Origin of the sequence: Cypionkella sp. (genome assembly GCF_030652235.1) — a bacterium.
Classification (GTDB): Bacteria; Pseudomonadota; Alphaproteobacteria; order Rhodobacterales; family Rhodobacteraceae; genus Cypionkella.
The window spans coordinates 139,757-157,283 of record NZ_JAUSBA010000051.1; the positions used below are offsets into that span (position 1 = coordinate 139,757).

The 17,527-nt window shown below is 60.4% G+C and carries 21 protein-coding genes; 13 read left to right on the forward strand and 8 right to left on the reverse strand.

What is annotated here, in order from left to right; genetic code table 11:
• Positions 1-50: 50 nt before the first annotated feature.
• Positions 51-1,007 (forward strand): glycosyltransferase family 8 protein, encoded by a 957-nt coding sequence (locus Q7V03_RS18545; protein ID WP_304927076.1) that lies wholly within the window; start codon positions 51-53, stop codon positions 1,005-1,007.
• A gap of 73 nt (positions 1,008-1,080) precedes the next feature.
• Here the strand turns inward: Q7V03_RS18545 and Q7V03_RS18550 are convergent, their stop codons facing one another.
• The gene (locus tag Q7V03_RS18550) at positions 1,081-1,542 is read right to left on the reverse strand and encodes an Lrp/AsnC family transcriptional regulator (protein ID WP_304927077.1); all 462 of its coding nucleotides are present in this window, start codon (positions 1,540-1,542) and stop codon (positions 1,081-1,083) included.
• Positions 1,543-1,776: 234 nt separating this feature from the next.
• Here Q7V03_RS18550 and Q7V03_RS18555 point away from each other — a divergent pair, with 234 nt between their 5' ends.
• The 7 genes from Q7V03_RS18555 to Q7V03_RS18585 all read left to right on the forward strand — a co-directional run bounded on the left by Q7V03_RS18555 (position 1,777) and on the right by Q7V03_RS18585 (position 6,807).
• Positions 1,777-2,085 carry a DUF2849 domain-containing protein gene (locus Q7V03_RS18555; protein ID WP_304927078.1) on the forward strand — a complete coding sequence of 103 codons (309 nt, stop codon included), beginning with the start codon at positions 1,777-1,779 and terminating at the stop codon, positions 2,083-2,085.
• Positions 2,078-3,748: a nitrite/sulfite reductase gene (locus Q7V03_RS18560; RefSeq protein ID WP_304927079.1), complete on the forward strand. Its 1,671-nt coding sequence runs from the start codon at positions 2,078-2,080 to the stop codon at positions 3,746-3,748. Before Q7V03_RS18555 ends, Q7V03_RS18560 begins: the two co-directional genes overlap by 8 nt.
• Positions 3,738-4,487, forward strand: coding sequence for a phosphoadenylyl-sulfate reductase (locus Q7V03_RS18565; RefSeq protein WP_304927080.1), 750 nt, complete (start codon positions 3,738-3,740; stop codon positions 4,485-4,487). The genes Q7V03_RS18560 and Q7V03_RS18565 overlap by 11 nt, the downstream gene beginning before the upstream one ends.
• On the forward strand, positions 4,484-4,888 hold the full coding sequence (locus tag Q7V03_RS18570; protein ID WP_304927081.1) for a DUF934 domain-containing protein: 405 nt from the start codon (positions 4,484-4,486) through the stop codon (positions 4,886-4,888). The genes Q7V03_RS18565 and Q7V03_RS18570 overlap by 4 nt, the downstream gene beginning before the upstream one ends.
• 77 nt (positions 4,889-4,965) lie before the next feature.
• Positions 4,966-5,799: a ferredoxin--NADP reductase gene (locus Q7V03_RS18575; RefSeq protein WP_304927082.1), complete on the forward strand. Its 834-nt coding sequence runs from the start codon at positions 4,966-4,968 to the stop codon at positions 5,797-5,799.
• A 167-nt stretch (positions 5,800-5,966) separates the two neighbouring features.
• Positions 5,967-6,317, forward strand: coding sequence for an antitoxin Xre/MbcA/ParS toxin-binding domain-containing protein (locus Q7V03_RS18580; RefSeq protein ID WP_304927083.1), 351 nt, complete (start codon positions 5,967-5,969; stop codon positions 6,315-6,317).
• A complete protein-coding gene (locus Q7V03_RS18585; protein WP_304927084.1) occupies positions 6,310-6,807 on the forward strand; it encodes an RES family NAD+ phosphorylase in 498 nt (165 codons plus the stop codon). Before Q7V03_RS18580 ends, Q7V03_RS18585 begins: the two co-directional genes overlap by 8 nt.
• 54 nt (positions 6,808-6,861) lie before the next feature.
• On the opposite strand, the gene Q7V03_RS18590 is transcribed toward Q7V03_RS18585, so the two are convergent.
• Positions 6,862-7,314 (reverse strand): hypothetical protein, encoded by a 453-nt coding sequence (locus tag Q7V03_RS18590; protein WP_304927085.1) that lies wholly within the window; start codon positions 7,312-7,314, stop codon positions 6,862-6,864.
• Positions 7,315-7,510: 196 nt separating this feature from the next.
• On the opposite strand from Q7V03_RS18590, the gene infC reads away from it, so the two are divergent.
• Both infC and Q7V03_RS18600 read left to right on the forward strand, forming a co-directional pair.
• On the forward strand, positions 7,511-8,050 hold the full coding sequence (infC, locus tag Q7V03_RS18595; protein WP_370651170.1) for a translation initiation factor IF-3: 540 nt from the start codon (positions 7,511-7,513) through the stop codon (positions 8,048-8,050).
• Between the two features lie 98 nt (positions 8,051-8,148).
• Entirely contained in the window at positions 8,149-8,514 is a 366-nt protein-coding gene (locus Q7V03_RS18600; RefSeq protein WP_304927087.1) for a helix-turn-helix transcriptional regulator, read from the forward strand.
• Here the strand turns inward: Q7V03_RS18600 and Q7V03_RS18605 are convergent.
• The 4 genes from Q7V03_RS18605 to Q7V03_RS18620 form a co-directional block, all read right to left on the reverse strand.
• The gene (locus Q7V03_RS18605) at positions 8,485-8,970 is read right to left on the reverse strand and encodes a hypothetical protein (protein WP_304927088.1); all 486 of its coding nucleotides are present in this window, start codon (positions 8,968-8,970) and stop codon (positions 8,485-8,487) included. The genes Q7V03_RS18600 and Q7V03_RS18605 overlap by 30 nt on opposite strands.
• Positions 8,971-9,048: 78 nt before the next feature.
• Positions 9,049-10,011, reverse strand: coding sequence for an XdhC family protein (locus tag Q7V03_RS18610; protein ID WP_304927089.1), 963 nt, complete (start codon positions 10,009-10,011; stop codon positions 9,049-9,051).
• A gap of 109 nt (positions 10,012-10,120) precedes the next feature.
• A complete protein-coding gene (locus tag Q7V03_RS18615) occupies positions 10,121-12,349 on the reverse strand; it encodes an OmpA family protein (protein WP_304927090.1) in 2,229 nt (742 codons plus the stop codon).
• Positions 12,350-12,616: 267 nt separating this feature from the next.
• Positions 12,617-13,510: an MBL fold metallo-hydrolase gene (locus tag Q7V03_RS18620; protein ID WP_304927091.1), complete on the reverse strand. Its 894-nt coding sequence runs from the start codon at positions 13,508-13,510 to the stop codon at positions 12,617-12,619.
• Between the two features lie 111 nt (positions 13,511-13,621).
• Between Q7V03_RS18620 and Q7V03_RS18625 the strand changes: the two genes are divergently transcribed.
• The gene (locus tag Q7V03_RS18625; RefSeq protein ID WP_304927092.1) at positions 13,622-14,671 is read left to right on the forward strand and encodes a glycosyltransferase family 2 protein; all 1,050 of its coding nucleotides are present in this window, start codon (positions 13,622-13,624) and stop codon (positions 14,669-14,671) included.
• 119 nt (positions 14,672-14,790) lie between these two features.
• Positions 14,791-15,735 carry a phosphoadenosine phosphosulfate reductase gene (locus tag Q7V03_RS18630; protein ID WP_304927093.1) on the forward strand — a complete coding sequence of 315 codons (945 nt, stop codon included), beginning with the start codon at positions 14,791-14,793 and terminating at the stop codon, positions 15,733-15,735.
• A 55-nt stretch (positions 15,736-15,790) separates the two neighbouring features.
• Here Q7V03_RS18630 and Q7V03_RS18635 read toward each other — a convergent pair whose 3' ends face one another.
• Positions 15,791-16,186 carry a lysozyme inhibitor LprI family protein gene (locus tag Q7V03_RS18635; RefSeq protein ID WP_304927094.1) on the reverse strand — a complete coding sequence of 132 codons (396 nt, stop codon included), beginning with the start codon at positions 16,184-16,186 and terminating at the stop codon, positions 15,791-15,793.
• A gap of 27 nt (positions 16,187-16,213) precedes the next feature.
• The gene (locus Q7V03_RS18640) at positions 16,214-16,522 is read right to left on the reverse strand and encodes a hypothetical protein (protein WP_304927095.1); all 309 of its coding nucleotides are present in this window, start codon (positions 16,520-16,522) and stop codon (positions 16,214-16,216) included.
• Between the two features lie 192 nt (positions 16,523-16,714).
• On the opposite strand from Q7V03_RS18640, the gene pyrC reads away from it, so the two are divergent.
• Positions 16,715-17,527, forward strand: an 813-nt coding sequence (pyrC, locus tag Q7V03_RS18645; protein WP_304927096.1) for a dihydroorotase, incomplete at its 3' end; no start/stop codon positions are given.

Genomic DNA, 17,527 nt, shown 5'->3' on the forward strand with positions numbered 1-17,527 from the left:
CAACGTTGCGCGGGGCCGCCAACCATGCCGCGCTCCGGCAGCCTAGTGCCGTGAAACTGGAAGGGCGCGCCGTGCATATCGTCACCGCTTCGGATGAAAACTACGTTGTGGGCGTGATGGTTCTGATCGCGTCGGTGGCACGTCACAATCCGCAGGCGCGTTTTACAGTGCTGACCACAGAGTGGTCGCCCGCAAGTCATGCCAAGCTGCAACAGTTGCGCCAACGGCTGGGTCTGCAAATCGAGTGTATCGAGATTTCTGCGCAAAGCCTGCGCGGCCTGCCAATCAGCCGTCCGCATCTGACGCGCACCACCTATGCACGACTGTTCATTCCCGCCATGTTGCCCGCCGCAGAGCGGGTGATTTACATGGATTGTGACATGCTGGTAACCGGTGCGTTGGATCAAGCGTGGAACTGCGATCTGACGGGAAAAGTGCTGGCCGCAGTCCGCTGCCCCACGCCGACGCGCAGCTTTGCAGCAGCGATTGATCTGTCAGTCGAGCATTACTTCAACGCAGGCTTTCTGGTGCTCAATCTGGATCTGTGGCGCAGCGAACATCTGGCAGAGCAATGCATCACCGCGTTGAGTGCCACAGATTGCCGCTACCTGTCACAAGACGAATCAGCGCTGAACCATATCGCGCGCGGTCGGGTGCAGTATCTGGATGCGGGTTTCAATCTTTATGCCCTGGACCGGATCTGGCAGTCGCCGCTGTCTGATCCGCAGGCCATCCGCGTCATCCATTACATCACGCGGCCCAAACCTTGGAACGGCAATTGCCCCTTCGGCAATCTGTGGCTGCAAGAGGTGGCGCGCCTGCCGGAAATGCACGGCTTCCGGCCTGAACCGCAAAGTCTTCGCGCGAGACTGACGCGGCTCAACCGAATTCGTAAAGCCTATATGGGGCAATGGGTAGGCAAGGTCCAATATGCGCGCCAGATCGAGGCGCATCAACTGGTGCATCAGGTTCTTGCCCCCCGCTATGTGACAACGGGTCACTTTTAGCGGCGATAAGCGCGTGTTCAAAAGCTATCGAAAGCCTGCCTCTTGAACATGCTTCGGCTGAATGTTGCCTTTGCTACAGCGGCAGAACCGTGGTCGCCTTGATTTCTTCCATGCTGAGCAACGCCGTCACGTTATAAATCTTCACTTCCGAAATCAGCGCCTGATAAAACGTGTCATAGGCTCGCGCGTTCTTCACCCGCACCTTCAAGATATAATCGATATCGCCCGCCAAACGATGCGCCTCCAGCACCTCGGGGCGGCTGCGCAACACCTGCAAGAACTTGCGCTGCCAGTCGGATTCATGCTCTGACGTGCGGATCAGCACGAAGAAACACGCCTCCAACCCCAAGCTTTCGGCATCCAGCAAAGCTGTTTGCTTCAGGATCACCCCCTGCTCGCGCATCCGCCGGATCCGGTTCCACACCGGGGTTTTAGAAGACCCCACTTTGCGGGCGATTTCATCCAAAGATTGCTCGGCATCCTCTTGCAACTCTGCAAGAATTTTCCGATCCAACTCATCCAACTGGGCCGCCATTCGCCAGACACCTTATTTTGCGGAAATTCATTCCATTCCGGCATAGTATCGGAACATTCTTCCTTATCCGCAAGGGGGACTGGCGATAACAGGGGAAAATATCCTATATTGGATGGGTAAAACAACGCGATCACGCACACCCTGCCCAACTGCTCTTGCAGGACGACGCGCGATCCACTACCGCCTCGCGGCGACAGACACCGTCACACCGACCACTCCCAAAGGGACACAAGCATGAGCCGCCAGTTTATCCCAAAAGTCGTCACCGCCAATGATCTGCGGATGGGCGATGTGGTCTACCTCACCGCCGATGACCGCTGGAGCCGTCTGCACCACGAGGCCGAGTTGATCGAAGACGAAGCCCATGCGCAAATTCGCCTGCTGTTTGGGGCTGCCCAACGCAATGTGATCGTCGGCGCGTACCTCGCAGATGCCAAAGCTGGCCCAAACGGCCCCGAGCCTGTGCATTTCCGCGAGGCCTTCCGCACCCGTGGCCCCTCCAATTACGCCCACGGCAAGCAAGTGGATCTGAACCATGTATAACTACTCTGATTTCGACGAATCCTTCGTGCGCGCCCGCGTCGCGCAATTCTCCGATCAGGTCAGCCGCCGTCTGGATGGCAGCCTGACCGAGGATGAATTCCGCCCGCTGCGCCTGATGAACGGCCTCTATCTGCAACTGCACGCCTATATGCTGCGCGTCGCCATCCCCTATGGCACCCTGAACCCGACCCAAATGCGCCAACTCGCGCTGATTGCCGATACGTGGGATAAGGGCTACGGCCATTTCACCACAAGGCAGAACATCCAGTTCAACTGGCCGAAACTGCCCGACGTGCCTGCGATCCTGTCGGCCCTCGCCGATGTTGAAATGCACGCCATCCAAACCTCTGGCAACTGCGTGCGCAACGTCACCGCCGACCATTTCGCCGGTGCCGCAGCGGATGAGATCGCAGACCCCCGCCCCTATGCCGAATTGCTGCGCCAGTGGTCCACCGACCACCCAGAATTTCAATTCCTGCCGCGCAAGTTCAAGATCGCCATCACCGGCAGCCCGAACGACCGCGCCGTCACCAAAGCCCACGACATCGGCCTGCGCATGGTGCGCAACGCCGCCGGAGAGCCCGGCTTTGAAGTCATGGTCGGCGGTGGCCTGGGTCGTACCCCGATGATCGCCTTCACCGTGCGCGATTTCCTGCCCGTGGCCGACCTTCTGCCCTATGTCGAGGCGGTGCTGTCGGTCTACAACGTGCTGGGTCGCCGCGATAACAAATACAAAGCCCGCATCAAGATCACCGTGCATGAGACGGGCCGGGAAGAGATTTCTCGCATGATCGAAGAACGCTTCCTGGAAACCCGCTTGCAATTTGGCGGTGCAGACCAAGCCCTGCTGGATGACATCCGCGCCGCCTTCGCGCCCCCGGCTTTCCGCAACGCGCCAACCGATGGCTACGATGCCTTCTACAAAGCCGATCCGGTCTTCCGCGCGTGGGTCGATACCAATCTCGCAACGCACCGAAATGACGAGTATGCCATCGTCACCATTTCGGTGAAAGCCCACGGCGAAACCCCCGGCGACGCAACCTCTGCCCAAATGCGCGTGATGGCCGATCTGGCGGAACAATACAGCCACAATGACCTGCGCATCAGCCACGAGCAGAACGTCATCCTGCCGCATGTGCATAAATCCGACCTGCCGGCGGTTCACGCCGCCCTCGTCCACGCGGGTTTGGGCACCGCCAATGTCGGCCTGCTCAGCGATATCATCGCCTGCCCCGGTATGGATTATTGCGCGCTGGCCACAGCCCGCTCGATCCCTGTCGCGCAAGAAATCGCGCTGCGGTTTGAAGAACTGAAGCTGGAACACGACGTAGGCCCGCTGAAAATCAAAATCTCCGGCTGCATCAACGCCTGCGGGCACCACCATGTCGGCCATATCGGCATTCTCGGCCTCGACCGCGCAGGCGTCGAAAACTACCAGATCACACTGGGCGGTGACGGCTCTGAGACCGCCAGCATCGGTGAGAAAACCGGTCCCGGCTTCGCCTATGACGAGATCGTTCCCGCCATCGAACGCATCATCCGCGCCTATCTGGAAATCCGCGAAGATGCGTCGGAAACCTTCCTGCAAACCTACCGTCGCGCAGGCTTTGCCCCGTTCAAATCCGCGCTTTACGGTGCCGAAGGCGGCCGTGATGCCGCGTGATTTCCCCGCAGGCTCGGTCGCCGAGCGCGTCGCGGTCTTAAACGCGCGCTACAAGCATCATGCCGCGACTTCGGTGCTGCAACATGCGCTGAAGGATGATGATCTGGGCCAAGTCGCCCTCGTCTCGTCATTCGGCGCAGAATCGGTGGTGCTGTTGCATCTGGTTTCGGTAATCGCCCCGGAAACCCCGGTGCTGTTCATCGACACCCGCATGTTGTTTCAGGAAACCCTTGATTATCAGCGAGAGTTGGCGGAAAAACTTAACCTTTGCGACGTGCGCACCATCCGCGCCAATCCGGCGCGGCTGAACTTTGAAGACCCCGACAACACCCTGCATCAGTTCAACACCGATGCCTGCTGCGCCGTGCGCAAGGTTGAACCCTTGGAACGCGCTTTGGCACCATTTGACGGGTGGATCACCGGACGCAAACGCTTCCAAGGCGCGACCCGGCAAGCGGTAGAGTTCTTTGAGGCCGAGGGCGACACCCGCATCAAGGTCAACCCCCTCGCCCATTGGGGCCGCGACGATCTGGAAGACTACATCGTCAACAACCGCCTGCCGCGCCACCCGCTGGTCGCCCAAGGTTACCCTTCCATCGGGTGCACCCCTTGCACCAGCAAAGTCGCTGCCGGCGAAGACCCCCGCTCGGGCCGCTGGCGCGGGCAGAACAAAACCGAATGTGGCATCCATTTTATCAATGGCAAAGCCGTGCCGATCAGAAAGGATACCGCCGCATGAGCGTCCTCGTCACCGATCAGGGTTTTGCGCCCGCCCCGCAGGTTAACGCCGTCGCCTTGGCAGAGATCGCCAATCACCAAGGCGCGGTTGACCTGTTGCATACCGACGCGCCCGAGGCTTTGCTGCCCTACCTCGCCGATCTCACCCTGATCCGCATCGCCTTCCCGGCGTTCTCAGATGGCCGCGCCTTCACCATCGGCCACCGTCTGCGCGCGCTTGGCTACAAGGGCCATCTGCGCGCCATGGGTCCGGTGATCGCCGATCAGTACCCGATGGCACGCCGCACCGGCTTTGACGATGTCGAAATCCCCGATGAGATGGCCGCCCGCCAACCCGAAGCGCAGTGGAAGTCCCGCGCCAACTGGAAAGCGCATGACTATCAATCCCGTCTGCGCGCCTGAACCGCCCCCTTTTAAGTTTTTGTTTACGCAAGCCTGAAAACTTGCATCTTTACGAATGAAATAACCGAGAGCCCCGTATGTCCTCCTCTGCCGAAGCACCCATTCTGTCGACTGTCGCCACCGCCAAACCCCACCTGCCCGATGCGCAAACCGTCACATCGGTAAAGCATTGGACGGACCGTCTGTTTTCCTTCCGCGTCAGCCGCCCGAAAACCCTGCGCTTCCGCTCGGGTGAATTCGTGATGATCGGCTTGATGGGGGATACCGGCAAACCGCTGCTGCGCGCCTATTCCATTGCCTCGCCTGCTTGGGATGAGGAGTTGGAATTCTACTCGATCAAGGTTCCAGACGGCCCGCTGACCTCCAAACTCCAACATATCCAAGTCGGTGATGAAATCATCCTGCGCCCGAAACCCGTCGGCACCCTCGTGCATGACGCGCTGCTGCCCGGCAAACGGCTGTGGCTGCTTTCGACCGGCACCGGCTTTGCCCCCTTCGCCAGCCTGCTGCGCGAGCCGGAAACTTATGAAAAATACGACCAAGTCATCATGATGCACACCTGCCGCGAGGTCGCTGAGTTGGCCTACGGTCAATCGCTGGTCCAAAGCCTGTCAGATGACCCGCTGATCGGCGAACTCGTTGGCGACAAACTGCGCTACTACCCCACCACCACCCGCGAGCCGTTCCACCACATGGGCCGCGTCACCGATAACCTCGCCTCTGGCAAAGTCTTCGCCGACCTCGGCCTGCCGCACATGAACCCCGAAGAAGACCGCGCCATGGTCTGCGGTAGCCTTGCATTTAACGTCGATGTCAAAGCCATCCTTGAAGGCTTTGGTCTACACGAGGGTGCCAACTCTGACCCCAAACAGTTCGTGGTCGAAAAAGCCTTCGTCGGCGACGGCATCTGACCTCAGGCCGTTTCGCATTGGTCCAAATACTCCCGCCGGAGGCTCCTTAGGCCAGCCAAGGATGCCTCCGGCGGGAATATTTAAGCCAGTCTGAAAGCCAAGCGCCGACGCCCTTTGACTTTCCACGCCGATTGACCTATATATTGGTCAATCCGCATGGAGGCACTATGAACATCCTCGCTTTTGCCGACAAATCCCTGTTCCAGCCCCGGCTCTTGGCCGAGGAATGGCTGACCACCCAAGATGAAATTGCCCGCACCGCTGGCCTTGGCCGCGACGCGATTGCCCGCAAGGATCGCCTCGCGTCCGCCAAAACCCAAACCCGTTTGCGTGAGATGGTGGAAATTATCAACCGCCTGACGCCGCGTTTTGGCTCGGGGTTGGTTGCCTATGCCTGGTTCCGTTCCGAACCCCTGCCCGGCTTTGGCGGCTTGACCTCGGCGCGGTTGCTGCAAGACGGTAAGGCGGCAGAGGTGATGGAGTATATCGACGCGGTGGATGCGGGCGGCTTTGCCTGATCCCGCCACCAGCTACCAAGGCCCGCTCTACCGCGCCCTGAACCCGATCTGGGCGCGCGATCCCTTGTCGGGTGAAGGTGCCAAACGTCACGGCGGCCGCTTCAACGCCAAGGGTCGCGCCGCCCTTTATACCGCGATGAGCGTGATGGGCGCTGTGGCCGAGGCCAACCAGATCGGCCGCCCGTTCGAGCCGGTCACTTTGGTCAGCTACGACGCTGATCTTGCCCACATTTTCGACAGCCTGAACCCGGCGCATCTCGCCGCCCATGGCATCCCCGCCGCCGACCTTGCAGCCGATGACTGGCGCTTGCAGATGCTGGCGCACGGCCGCTCCACCGCGCAAGATATCACCGAAACCCTGATCGCGGCCGGCTACCAAGGCCTGATCGCGCCGTCTTTCGCCACAGGCGGCCCGCCCGATGCGCGCAATCTGGTGCTGTGGCAGTGGCCCAATCTGAAACTGATAGACACCGAGCACCGCTTGCAATGAAAAAGGCCGCGCCAGGTTTCCCCGGCGCGGCCCCAACTTTGCCCTCAGGCAAAATTACATGCCCATTGCGGTTTTCACAGCAGCCAAAGCCTCAACCACTTTGGTCGGATCAACAGCAGCAGCGTCAACGCCAGCCTTCAGCGTGGTTTTCAGCGCAGCGTCCAAAGCGGACGCGTCGATCATCGCGTTGACCTTCGCTGCGTCAAAGTTTGCCGGGTCAAGAGCTGCCATTGCATCGGTTGCCGCCGGTGCGGTTTCCGTGGTCGCTGGAGCGGTTTCGGTTGCTGCTGGCGCAGGTGCCGCCGCAGCAGCCGCAGCCGCGTCATCAGCAACCTTTTTGGCCGCCGCAGCCGCTTCTTCAGCTGCCTTCGCAGCCGCTTCTTCAGCCGCTTTGGCATCAGCCGCAGCCGTCGCTGCCGCTTCCTGCGCCGGCTTCATGCTGAACTGGTAATAGCCAGCACCCGCCAAAGCGATCAGCACGATGCCGATAAGGACGTTCTTGTTCATGTTCATTCTCCCAATACCGAGTACCCTTCGGTTGAGCGAAGCCTATGACAGAATCGCCAGCAAAAGAAAAGACCTACGCAGCATCCCCACCCCCACGCGGCAAAACCAAGCGCAAATCATCCGGCTTTTAAGGTTGAAGCTGGCGCCGACCAAGACTATCTTGCGCCAGCTAATAACCATTCGAAGGACCACCACCATAGCCCGCAGACCTCACAATGCCCCGCCGCAACGCGAAACCGGCCCGCGCATCAACGATCGCATCCGGTCGCCCGAGATTCGCCTGATTGGCGCAGATGGGGAAAATGTCGGCGTCGTCACCCCCGCACGCGCGATGCAGATGGCCGAGGAAGCCGGGCTCGATCTGGTGGAAATCTCGCCGAATGCCGAGCCTCCGGTGTGTAAAATCATGGATTTCGGCAAGTTCAAGTATGAACAGCAAAAGCGTGAGGCCGAAGCCCGCAAGAAACAGCACATTATCGAGATCAAAGAGATCAAGTTCCGCCCCGGCACCGACACGCATGATTATGATGTGAAGATGCGCTCGGTGCTGAAATTCCTTGAAGAAGGCGACAAGGTGAAAGTCACCCTGCGCTTTCGCGGTCGTGAAATGGCACACCAACAGCTTGGTTTGGAACTGCTGAACCGAGTCGCAGCCGATGTCGGCGAAGCTGGCAAAATCGAATCAATGCCGCGCCTTGAAGGCCGCCAAATGGTGATGATGGTGACGCCGAAGTAAGGCGTCCCAAAAGATATGCGGAATTGGGGGCCACTGGCTCCCTTTTTCATGCCCAAATTCCATCATTCCACTTTTTAGTCGAATTATAGTTTGGCGCGTTGTCATTCATCCATATGGTTGAACAGCAAACCCCCTCACCAGACCGCCTGACCGAAATCCTCAAAGCCGCAAGCGATCCGATCTGTCGCGGCATCCCCACCCTGCTGGCCCAATCCGGCCCCACCCGTGTCACCAAAATTACTGCGCGTTTTGACATCAGCCTCAACGCCGTCTCCAAACATATCAAAGTGCTGGACCAAGCTGGTCTCGTTTCCCGCCGCACCCTGTGGCGCGAACATCTGATCGAGGTGCAGATGCAACCGCTGGCCCTGATCGACCCGTGGTTCGCCGCTCTACGCTTGATCTGGGCGCTGCGGCTGGAAAAACCCGATGACCTACTCACCAAGGAGCAGACAGATGACTGAATTTTCCCTCACCGTATCCCGTTTGATCGCCGTCCCGGGCCCTGCTATTGCTTTTATCGCGGTAATGACGCGACGCTCTGGGGCTTCAAACACGTCTGCGTTCTGGGTTTTTTTTAAAGGCGTCTTGCTGCCAGACCCTGAAGCCGTCCTGATGCCGCCCGGTGAGAACTCGGGTGCGGTGCGCATGGTGAAATTCACTGATATGCGCAAATCACCGCCGCCAGCGCCACCCTCAACGCCGACACTGAAGCCGCCATTGCGCTGGAGAAATCCGGCGCGAAAGTCTCTTGCGCCAAAGATAATCTGCCCTACACCAATGGGCTGATAACCAAGAGTGCAGATTGCTTGGTCCTCGGCTGCACCAAAATCTACATGCTGTCGAGCCCAGATCACGTCACGGTCCCAATGTTCGACACCGTCTGGATCCAAAGCGAAACCGCACTCGATCTTGCGCAAAGCTTAACAAATCCTTAAATCAATAGACTCAAGGCATTGATATAAAACAAACAAAAAAGGTCCCGAGTTGGGACCACTCTAGCCCCCCCGCAAAACCGCCGTCATCTCAGCCAGAATAGACACCGCAATCTCCCCCGGCCCCTGCGCCCCAATCGCCAGCCCCACCGGGGCACGTATCCGCCCGATCTCGGCCTCCGAAAACCCAGCCGCAATCAACCGCCCCACCCGCGCAGCATGGGTCTTTCTCGACCCCAAACACCCCAGATAAAAACACCCAGACCGCAACGCCACCTCAATCGCCGGATCGTCCAGCTTCGGATCATGGGTCAGCGTCACCACCGCTGTGCGCCCGTCCAGCCCCAACCCCCGCAGCGCTGCATCCGGCCATTGCTCCAAGATCACCTCGCCGGGAAACCGCGCTGCCGTGGCAAAACTTTGCCGAGGGTCCACCAAGATCGGATCGTACCCCGCCAGCCGCGCCATCGCGACCAAAGGCTGGGCTACATGCACCGCCCCCACCACGACCAGCCGCAAGGGCGGGTTGCACGGCAGAATGAACCGCCCCTCTTCCACCCCCGCCTTGTCGGCCCGCAAGCGCAGATCCACCGCAGCATCCTGCCCCAGTTCAACCAGCCTGCGGCTCCAATCCCCCAGATCCACCACATAGCCCACCGCCCGCCGTGCCGCCCGTGCCACCACCAGATCCTCCAGCAGCCCCAACATCGGTGCCACAGGCTCCACCAACACCCGGATCGTCCCACCACAGGCCAACCCCGCCGAGAATGCCGTCTCATCCGCTACGCCATAGCTCAGCAGTCGCGGCACCCCGGTGGCAATCGCCTCCATCGCTTCCAGCACAACCGAGCCCTCGACACAACCGCCAGAGACCGAGCCCACCATCTCACCCAACGCTGACACCGCCATCTGGCTGCCCGTCCGGCGCGGCGCCGAGCCCCAGGTTTCCACCACCGTCGCCAAGGCGGCAGCTTTGCCCCCACGCGCCCAACCAAGCGCCGCTTCGGGGATCAGATCATGGCGCATGCTGCGGCTCCTTTTCCGCCAACTTGCCGCAAAGCCAAACCACCCGCCACCGCCAAAACGCAAAAGGCCCCGAGGTTTCCCCCGGGGCCTTCCGCATTATGCTAAAAGCTTACTTGCCGACGTTCAGCAACGGCGTGATTATCCGCACCGCTACGCGCCGGTTGCGCTTTTCATCGCTTTGCGTGTCGACGCGCAACTCCGTCTCGCCATAGCCCTGAATGACCATGTTTTCCGGCGGGATCTCGAAATACTCGCTTAAAGCCAGTGCCACCGATTCCGCACGACGATCCGACAAGGCAAGGTTCATCGCAGCCTTGCCTGTCGCATCGGTGTGACCTTCGATCAGGAAAATCTCGCCAGGATTTGCATCCAGCATTTCCTGCATCAAGCTGCCCAGATCGGCCAGATCCGAGGCCTCATCCGCCGTTATCGCCGAAGATCCCGACTCGAAGTTGACGTTATCGACATCAATCGTTGCCGCCAGCCAACGCACCTGCGGGATCTCGCGGATCTGGCGCAGGCTGAAGGTGCGACCGATTTTCTCGATATCCTTCGCCGCCAGCGCCGCTTTCAGCGCATAGTCGTTGTCAGAAGTCGAGATAACCACCCGGTTGGGCCGTGGTTTCGGCAGATCGCGCACGATCACCACCTGTTCCGGCTCAAGATCGTCGATCAGCACCAATTCGCGACCGCGCTCGTCATATTGCGAGCGGCGCAGTACACGCCCCGTGGCATCGCGGATCGTGACGATCTGGGTGCCATCAGCACGCTCGACGATCGAGCGGGTTGAGCCATCGCTGTACGTCTCGGTCCGCACGTTCGAGCCCGGCTGACGCAGCACCGCATCGTCGTCTTTGTAAACCTGATATGTGCCATCGGGTTTCAGCACGACAACGCGGTCACCGGTGTTCGAGACCACTTGCGCGCCTTCGCGACCCCGGCGATCCTTGTTATTGTCCTTAATGATCGCACCGACCACCAAAGCGCCCAGCGCCACCAGCCCGACTTTCTCCAAATCCGACAGGCCGCTCTTTTTCTTATTGTCGCTGCCCAACATCACCGGGGCCGCCGCGAATTCCTGCGTCGAAGACCGCACGCTGTCATTCGTCAACATTTCGGTCACTGTCGCGACTGCATCTGCTGAAGGAGCTTGATCGGAGGGCTTCTCACCCTCCGCAGCCGGGGTAGCCGTTGCTAAAGCCGCAGCGGCCCCCAACGTGGCCGGATCAACGCCTTCTGGCTGCGCCAAGAGGTTGGTCAGGGTTTCAACCTCTGCTTCAGACGCAACTGGCACGTCAACTGGCGGGGTGTCAGGGTTCATCACCGGTGGCGAGGTTTTCAGGCCTGCCGAGGGATCAACCACGCGGCCATCCGCCTCAACCGCGATTTCTTTTTGCGCTTCGGCGAGGGATTTCTCCTGCGCGGCGGCTTGGGCTGTGGCTTCTTCTTCGGTCACAGCCGCGCCCGTGGCTGGATCAACCACAAGGGTTTCCCCGGTTGCCGGATCGGTCACCGTGGCAGGAAGCACGGCGGGTTCATCGGTTGCGGCAGTGGCTTCGGTTGCCGTACCCTCTGCCGGAGCAGCCTCTGTGGCTTGGTCAGCCGGGGCCGTTTCATCGGCCGGAGCGGCTTGAGTGCCTTCATCAGCCGGAACAATTTCTTCAGCTGGAGCGGCTTCAGTGCCTTCATCAATGGGGGCCGCTTCCTCTGTAGGAGCAACTTCGTCAGCAGGAGCCGCTTTTGTATTTGACTCCATTGGTACCGCATCAGTGGCTTCATCAACCGGAGCGACTTCCTCAACCGGCGGAGTTGCCTCTTCGACCGGTGCAATGTCTTCAACAGGCGCTACTTCGGTTGCCGCTTCTGCATCAGCGGCGGCTTTGGCATCGGCCTCAGCCTGTGCAGCGGCATCAGTCTCAGCCTGTGCAGCAGCGGCGGCATCGGCTTCAGCCCGAGCGGCAGCGGCGGCATCGGCCTCAGCCTGTGCAGCAGCGGCAGCATCGGCTTCAGCCTGAGCGGCTGCGGCAGCATCAGTCTCAGCCTGAACAGCAGCGGCGGCATCAGCCTCAGCTTGAGCGGCGGCGGCAGCATCGGCCTCAGCCTGAGCGGCGGCTTCTGCCTGCGCTGCGTCTTCCGCAATCTGCGCCGCGATCGCATTGGCCTGATCAACAAAAGCCGCCGGGTCGCAAGCTGCATCTGCGGTCGGTTCGCACAACACCGTGCCATCCACTGCGACCACAGCGCCGCTGTCGGTCAGCGTTTGCGCCATCAAGGGCCAAGGCTGTACGTTGAACATCGCCATCGACAGCGCCGTGGTGGTTCCAAGCATTCTTCTCATCGGTCGTCCTTTCAAAATCGCGTGGCGGCCAAGGGTCAAAACTGATTCCGAACCGGGTCGCCGCTATGGCATCAAAGCACAGGATGGGCGGTGATATGCGATAACAGCGGCTAAACTGCAGGCCAAACTGGCTTGGTTTTGCGGTGATATCAGCTAGCAGTCCTCCCAGATCGCTCTCCTGTGCCGGCTGCCCGCACCTGCCTCGCTTAGCACGGTGTGGTCGGCCTTACTCTTGACAACACCGCATGGCGGCACTGGTTCCCAAGTTCAACTTTGCGATATCGCTTTCACCCGAGCGCGATTTTGGCTATGCACCGCCTCATAGGGTTCAAAGTACCGCAAAGTGCCGTCTTTCAGCCAAGGCGCGATGATCTCCGCCATCGGGCGCGGATCATCTTTCTGCAGACAACGGATGTAATCCGCCGTGGCCGCCAGCAACCCCGGCCGATACCCCCCTGCCGCAATCACTTCCGCCGCGCCGTGATTGGGCAGCACCCGTTCTGCACCCAACGCCTGCAACCGAGCCAGATCGGCGAGATGGATGTCAAAATCCTCCGGCGCGCCAACATAGGTCACACAATCCTCGACCGTATCGCCCGCCAACAATATCCGCCGCTCTGGCAACCACAGCACCGTTGCATCATCCGAGTGGATGTTTGCCTCGATCAACTCCACCCGTTCGCCGCCCAGATCAAGCGTCATATGCCGCTCAAACACCAGATCCGGCAGGATCAGCGGATTAATTGCGGGCAGGCCATGATCGGTGCCCGCCTCAATCGCCGCCTGCCGCTGGGTCAGATGCGCCAGAGTACGGGCGTTGGCGATCACCTGGCAGCCGGCGAAGGCTTCGGTCCCTGCGACATGATCCAGATGCCAATGCGACAGTATCACCCGAATATCGGTCACCCCGCGCGCAGCCAAGGTCTGCCGAATAAACCGGCCATGCGGCACCGATACATGCGTATCATAGACAATCGCCTGCGCCCCCGCGATCAGCGCATAAGACGCGATGCCCAGCGACAATGCGCCATCATCGACCCAATTCGGCCCATCGGCAAAGCGATGCCCCGCCACCCGGCCATCATAAAACGCCATTATCCCCGGATGAGGCTCTAATATCCGCAACTGCGACAGCATCGAAATCCCCCCAAACTTGCGCATGTTTGCCGCCGCCACGCCTACGCGTCAAGTTGCCCCTTTCCTTTGGTCATCCTCTGCGCTCAAATATCCCCGCCGGAGACACCTGCCTCCCCGCTGCCCCAAAGGATCAGAATGCGCGCCACCGCCCTGCTTGGAGTGAAAAACGAAGGCGCGTTCCTGCTTGAATGGCTGGCGCATCACCGTGCCTGTGGCTTTACGGATTTCCTCGTCTATTCCAATGATTGCGCCGATGGCACCGATGTCATGCTCGACCGCCTCTCAGCCATGGGTTGGCTCACCCATATCCGCAATGACGGCCCGCACACGGAAGGCCCGCAGTGGGCAATGCTGAAGGCGGCGGACAAACACCCTCTTATTACAAAGGCCGATTGGCTGCTGTTTTGCGACATCGACGAGTTTGTGAATATCCACATCGGCGATCGCAGCCTGTCGGCGCTGCTGAACGCCCTGCCCGAGGCCACCGCCATCGCACTAACATGGCGGATGTTTGGCAATGCGGGGGTGATCGAGATCACCGATCAGCCAGTGACCAAAACCTTCACCCACGCCGCCCCTGCAAGCTTTGCATGGCCGTGGCGGGCGCAGTTGTTCAAAACCCTGTTCCGCAATGACGGCAGCTACCGCAAACTTGGCGTGCACCGCCCGCGCAGCCGTGACCCGGCGCGCGCGGCTCAGGCCCGCTGGTTTGATGGCTCGGGCCGCGCACTGCCCGCAGACTTTCCCCAAGCGCGGATTTTTTCGGACTACAGCCGCGACAACTACCAACTGGTGCAGATGAATCATTACGCATTGGGGTCGATGCAGAACTATCTGATCAAGGCAGACCGGGGCCGCGCCAACCGCGACGCTTCGGGGTTTGATATGAGCTATTGGGTCGAGCGCAATTTCAGCACGGTGGAAGACCGCTCGATCCTGAACCTGACCTCCGCCCCCCTCCACGCCGAGCTGATCTCCGACCCCATCCTTGGCCCACTGCACCACCAAGCCGTGGCATGGCGACAGGCGCGCTTTGAGACTCTGATGCAGCAAGAGCCGTGGCGCGCTTTGTTTGGCCGCTTGCTGATGACGCCGCCGTCGCAGGTTTTACAACCAGAGCGAGCGCGTCATGTACTGCGGCACGCGCAAGGACCCATGACGCACGCCAGCTTGAAACAGTCTTAACCCAGTGTTGACAAAGCCCATGCTAGTTTGGCCTGTTCTGCGCTTGCCGTAACGGCACAGAGGGCAGATTATAGTTCAACCCCACAGTGCCCCCTGTAAAGCGTTCGACTGGATGTAAAATGACCGATTGTGCCGAAATCGCCGAGTTGCCACAGCCCACCGACACCCTGCCCGACCGCGACGCGTGGGAGCAGCAGATGGAAAGGGTAAGCGAGGATTCTGGGTATTTCCACAGTGTGGGCGATGCGCATTGGGCCTATTTCGCCGATGAAGGCACCACTTTGTTGGTCACCTTTGAGACGATTGATGCCGTATTGGCCCGCCCCGGTCAAATGCCCTTGGCCGACGCTCTGGCTCGCGCGCATGGCTGGTCGGTGCTGACGATCATCGCCGATGGCGACACTTGGTTTCGCGATCCGGCGGTCTATGGCTTCTTTGACCGACAGGTCGATGATGCGTTTTTTGAGGATTTCGATCAGGTGCTGTTCTACGGCGCGGGCATGGCGGGCTATGCCGCTTGCGCTTTTGCGGTGACGGCCCCCGGCGCACAAGTGCTGGCAGTGAACCCGCGTGCCACGTTGGAACCGGCGCAAAGCCGGTGGGACAGGCGCGATCTTGCCGCCCGAAGGCTCGATTTCACCTCACGTTACGGCTATGCGCCCGACATGCTGGAAGGTGCCGGGATTGCCGTGGTGATCCACGACCCCACCATCGCCGCCGAGGCAATGCACGCCAGCTTATTCCGCGCGCCGTATATCACCCGGCTGTCGGCGCGTCACATGGGCGATACGCTGGAACCTGCCTTGATCGGCAGCGGCATTCTACCCGCCCTGATTGATCAAGCTATGGCAGGCACCCTTAGCCTGCACAGCTTCGCGGTGCTGTGGCGGGCGCGGCGGCACTACTCGCCCTATCTGCGTGCCCTGCTTGCAAAAACCGAAAACACCGGGCGTACCAAACTGGCGATCATGATTTGCCGCTCGGTCACCCACCGCTTGCGCGCGCCCAGCTTCGCGCGGCGGTTGGCGAAATTGACGGGGCGGATGGCGGGGGCAGAGGCGTAAGCCAAATACGGCGGCGCTAGGGGGCTGTGCGCCGCAGAAGTCCTTCCGCTTCAACTCAGTATTCCTCAGACATCGCCTCAAGATCAGCGGTGCGCTGTTTCGTTAGACGCGCGCGGCAGCCATAGATCACCATTGGCTCAGCCGAGCCGCCATGCATAGTGTAGCCCTCAGCCGCACAAGTGGCATCGCGGAACGTGACCCAAGCCCGCTGGCCATCGCGCAAATAATCCGCCGCCCCGCGCTGTGAGGCTTCCAAATCAGCGTCAATTCCCTGCATCAGTTTACGCGCCACAGCGTAAGCTGGATTTAAATCGGCATCAGCAGTCAACCAATCTTGCTCGGCGCAATAGGTCATCTCGACCTGCACCTCGGCATTGGCGCAATCAACATCCTGCGCCAGTGCCGGAGCCGCCGCCAGCGCCGCCACACATCCCAACCAAGTCAACCGCATCGACATGCCCCCATTCGCGGGCTAGCCTCAGCCACCCGTCACCTTGCGCTGCAACCGCTTGGCATTGGCGCGGGTTTTTGCCCGCACCGGCTGCATCGCCGCCATCGCCATCTCGGAAATGTTACCGCCCTCCATGCCGCTGCGCAACGCGGCATGTGCCGAATCCATCCCCGCCGACAGCTTTTCCGCCAGCATCCGGTCAGTCTCAGATTTCGCCATCGGCCACAGCCCCGCCATGCCTGCCAGTCGCATCCCAATCACCATCTGCGATTCCACCATAATCTGGCCCGCCTCAAGCGCCGGGGCCAGGAAATCAAACGGAGACATCAGCTTCATAGCGCTATCCTGAACAATTCATGTGAACTATGTAACCCTATGCTGCGCCGCAGCAAGAGCTTTCGCGGCGCGCCTCCTTGTGCAAACACCATGACCCCGAATCTGCATAACCAAGTGTCGCAACCTTGCGCCACTCCCCCTCAAGCAGCGCACCCCCTAGAGAATCGCCAGCGGCTGAGCTATCTGGTTCGCATGATACAAAGTCTCACCCTCCGCCGCCCCGATGACTGGCACCTGCATCTGCGCGATGGCGCAATGCTGAAAGGCGTTCTGCCCGAAACCGCCCGGCATTTCGCCCGCGCGCTGATCATGCCCAATCTGGTGCCACCGGTCGTGACGGCTGCGCAGGCAAAGGCCTACCGCGACCGGATAATGGCGTCGCTTCCGATAGGATCAGGGTTTCAACCCCTGATGACTCTGTACCTCACCGAAGCCACCGACCCCGCTGATGTGGCCGCTGCTGCTGCCTCAGGTCTGGTGAAAGCGGTGAAACTCTATCCCGCAGGTGCCACTACCAACTCACATTCCGGCGTGGCGGATTTCGCGAAAGTCCAAGGCGTGTTGGAGAAAATGGCCGAGATCGGCCTGCCTTTGTGCCTGCACGGCGAAGTCACGGACCCCTCCGTCGATATCTTCGACCGGGAGGCAGTGTTCATCGACACCATCCTAGACCCGTTGCGCCGCCGAATCCCCGGCTTGCGCGTGGTGATGGAGCATATCACAACCGAAGAAGGCGTGGCTTACGCCCGCGCAGGCGGCGATGATCTGGCCGCCACCATCACCACGCATCACCTGATCATCAACCGCAACCATATCCTCGCCGGTGGCATCAGGCCGCATTTCTACTGCCTGCCCGTCGCCAAACGCGAATCGCACCGCATCGCCTTGGTCCAGGCCGCGATCTCCGGCGACCCACGCTTCTTTCTCGGCACCGATTCCGCCCCGCATACCGACGCCAACAAACTGCTGCCCTGCGGCTGTGCCGGCATCTACTGCGCGCCCAAC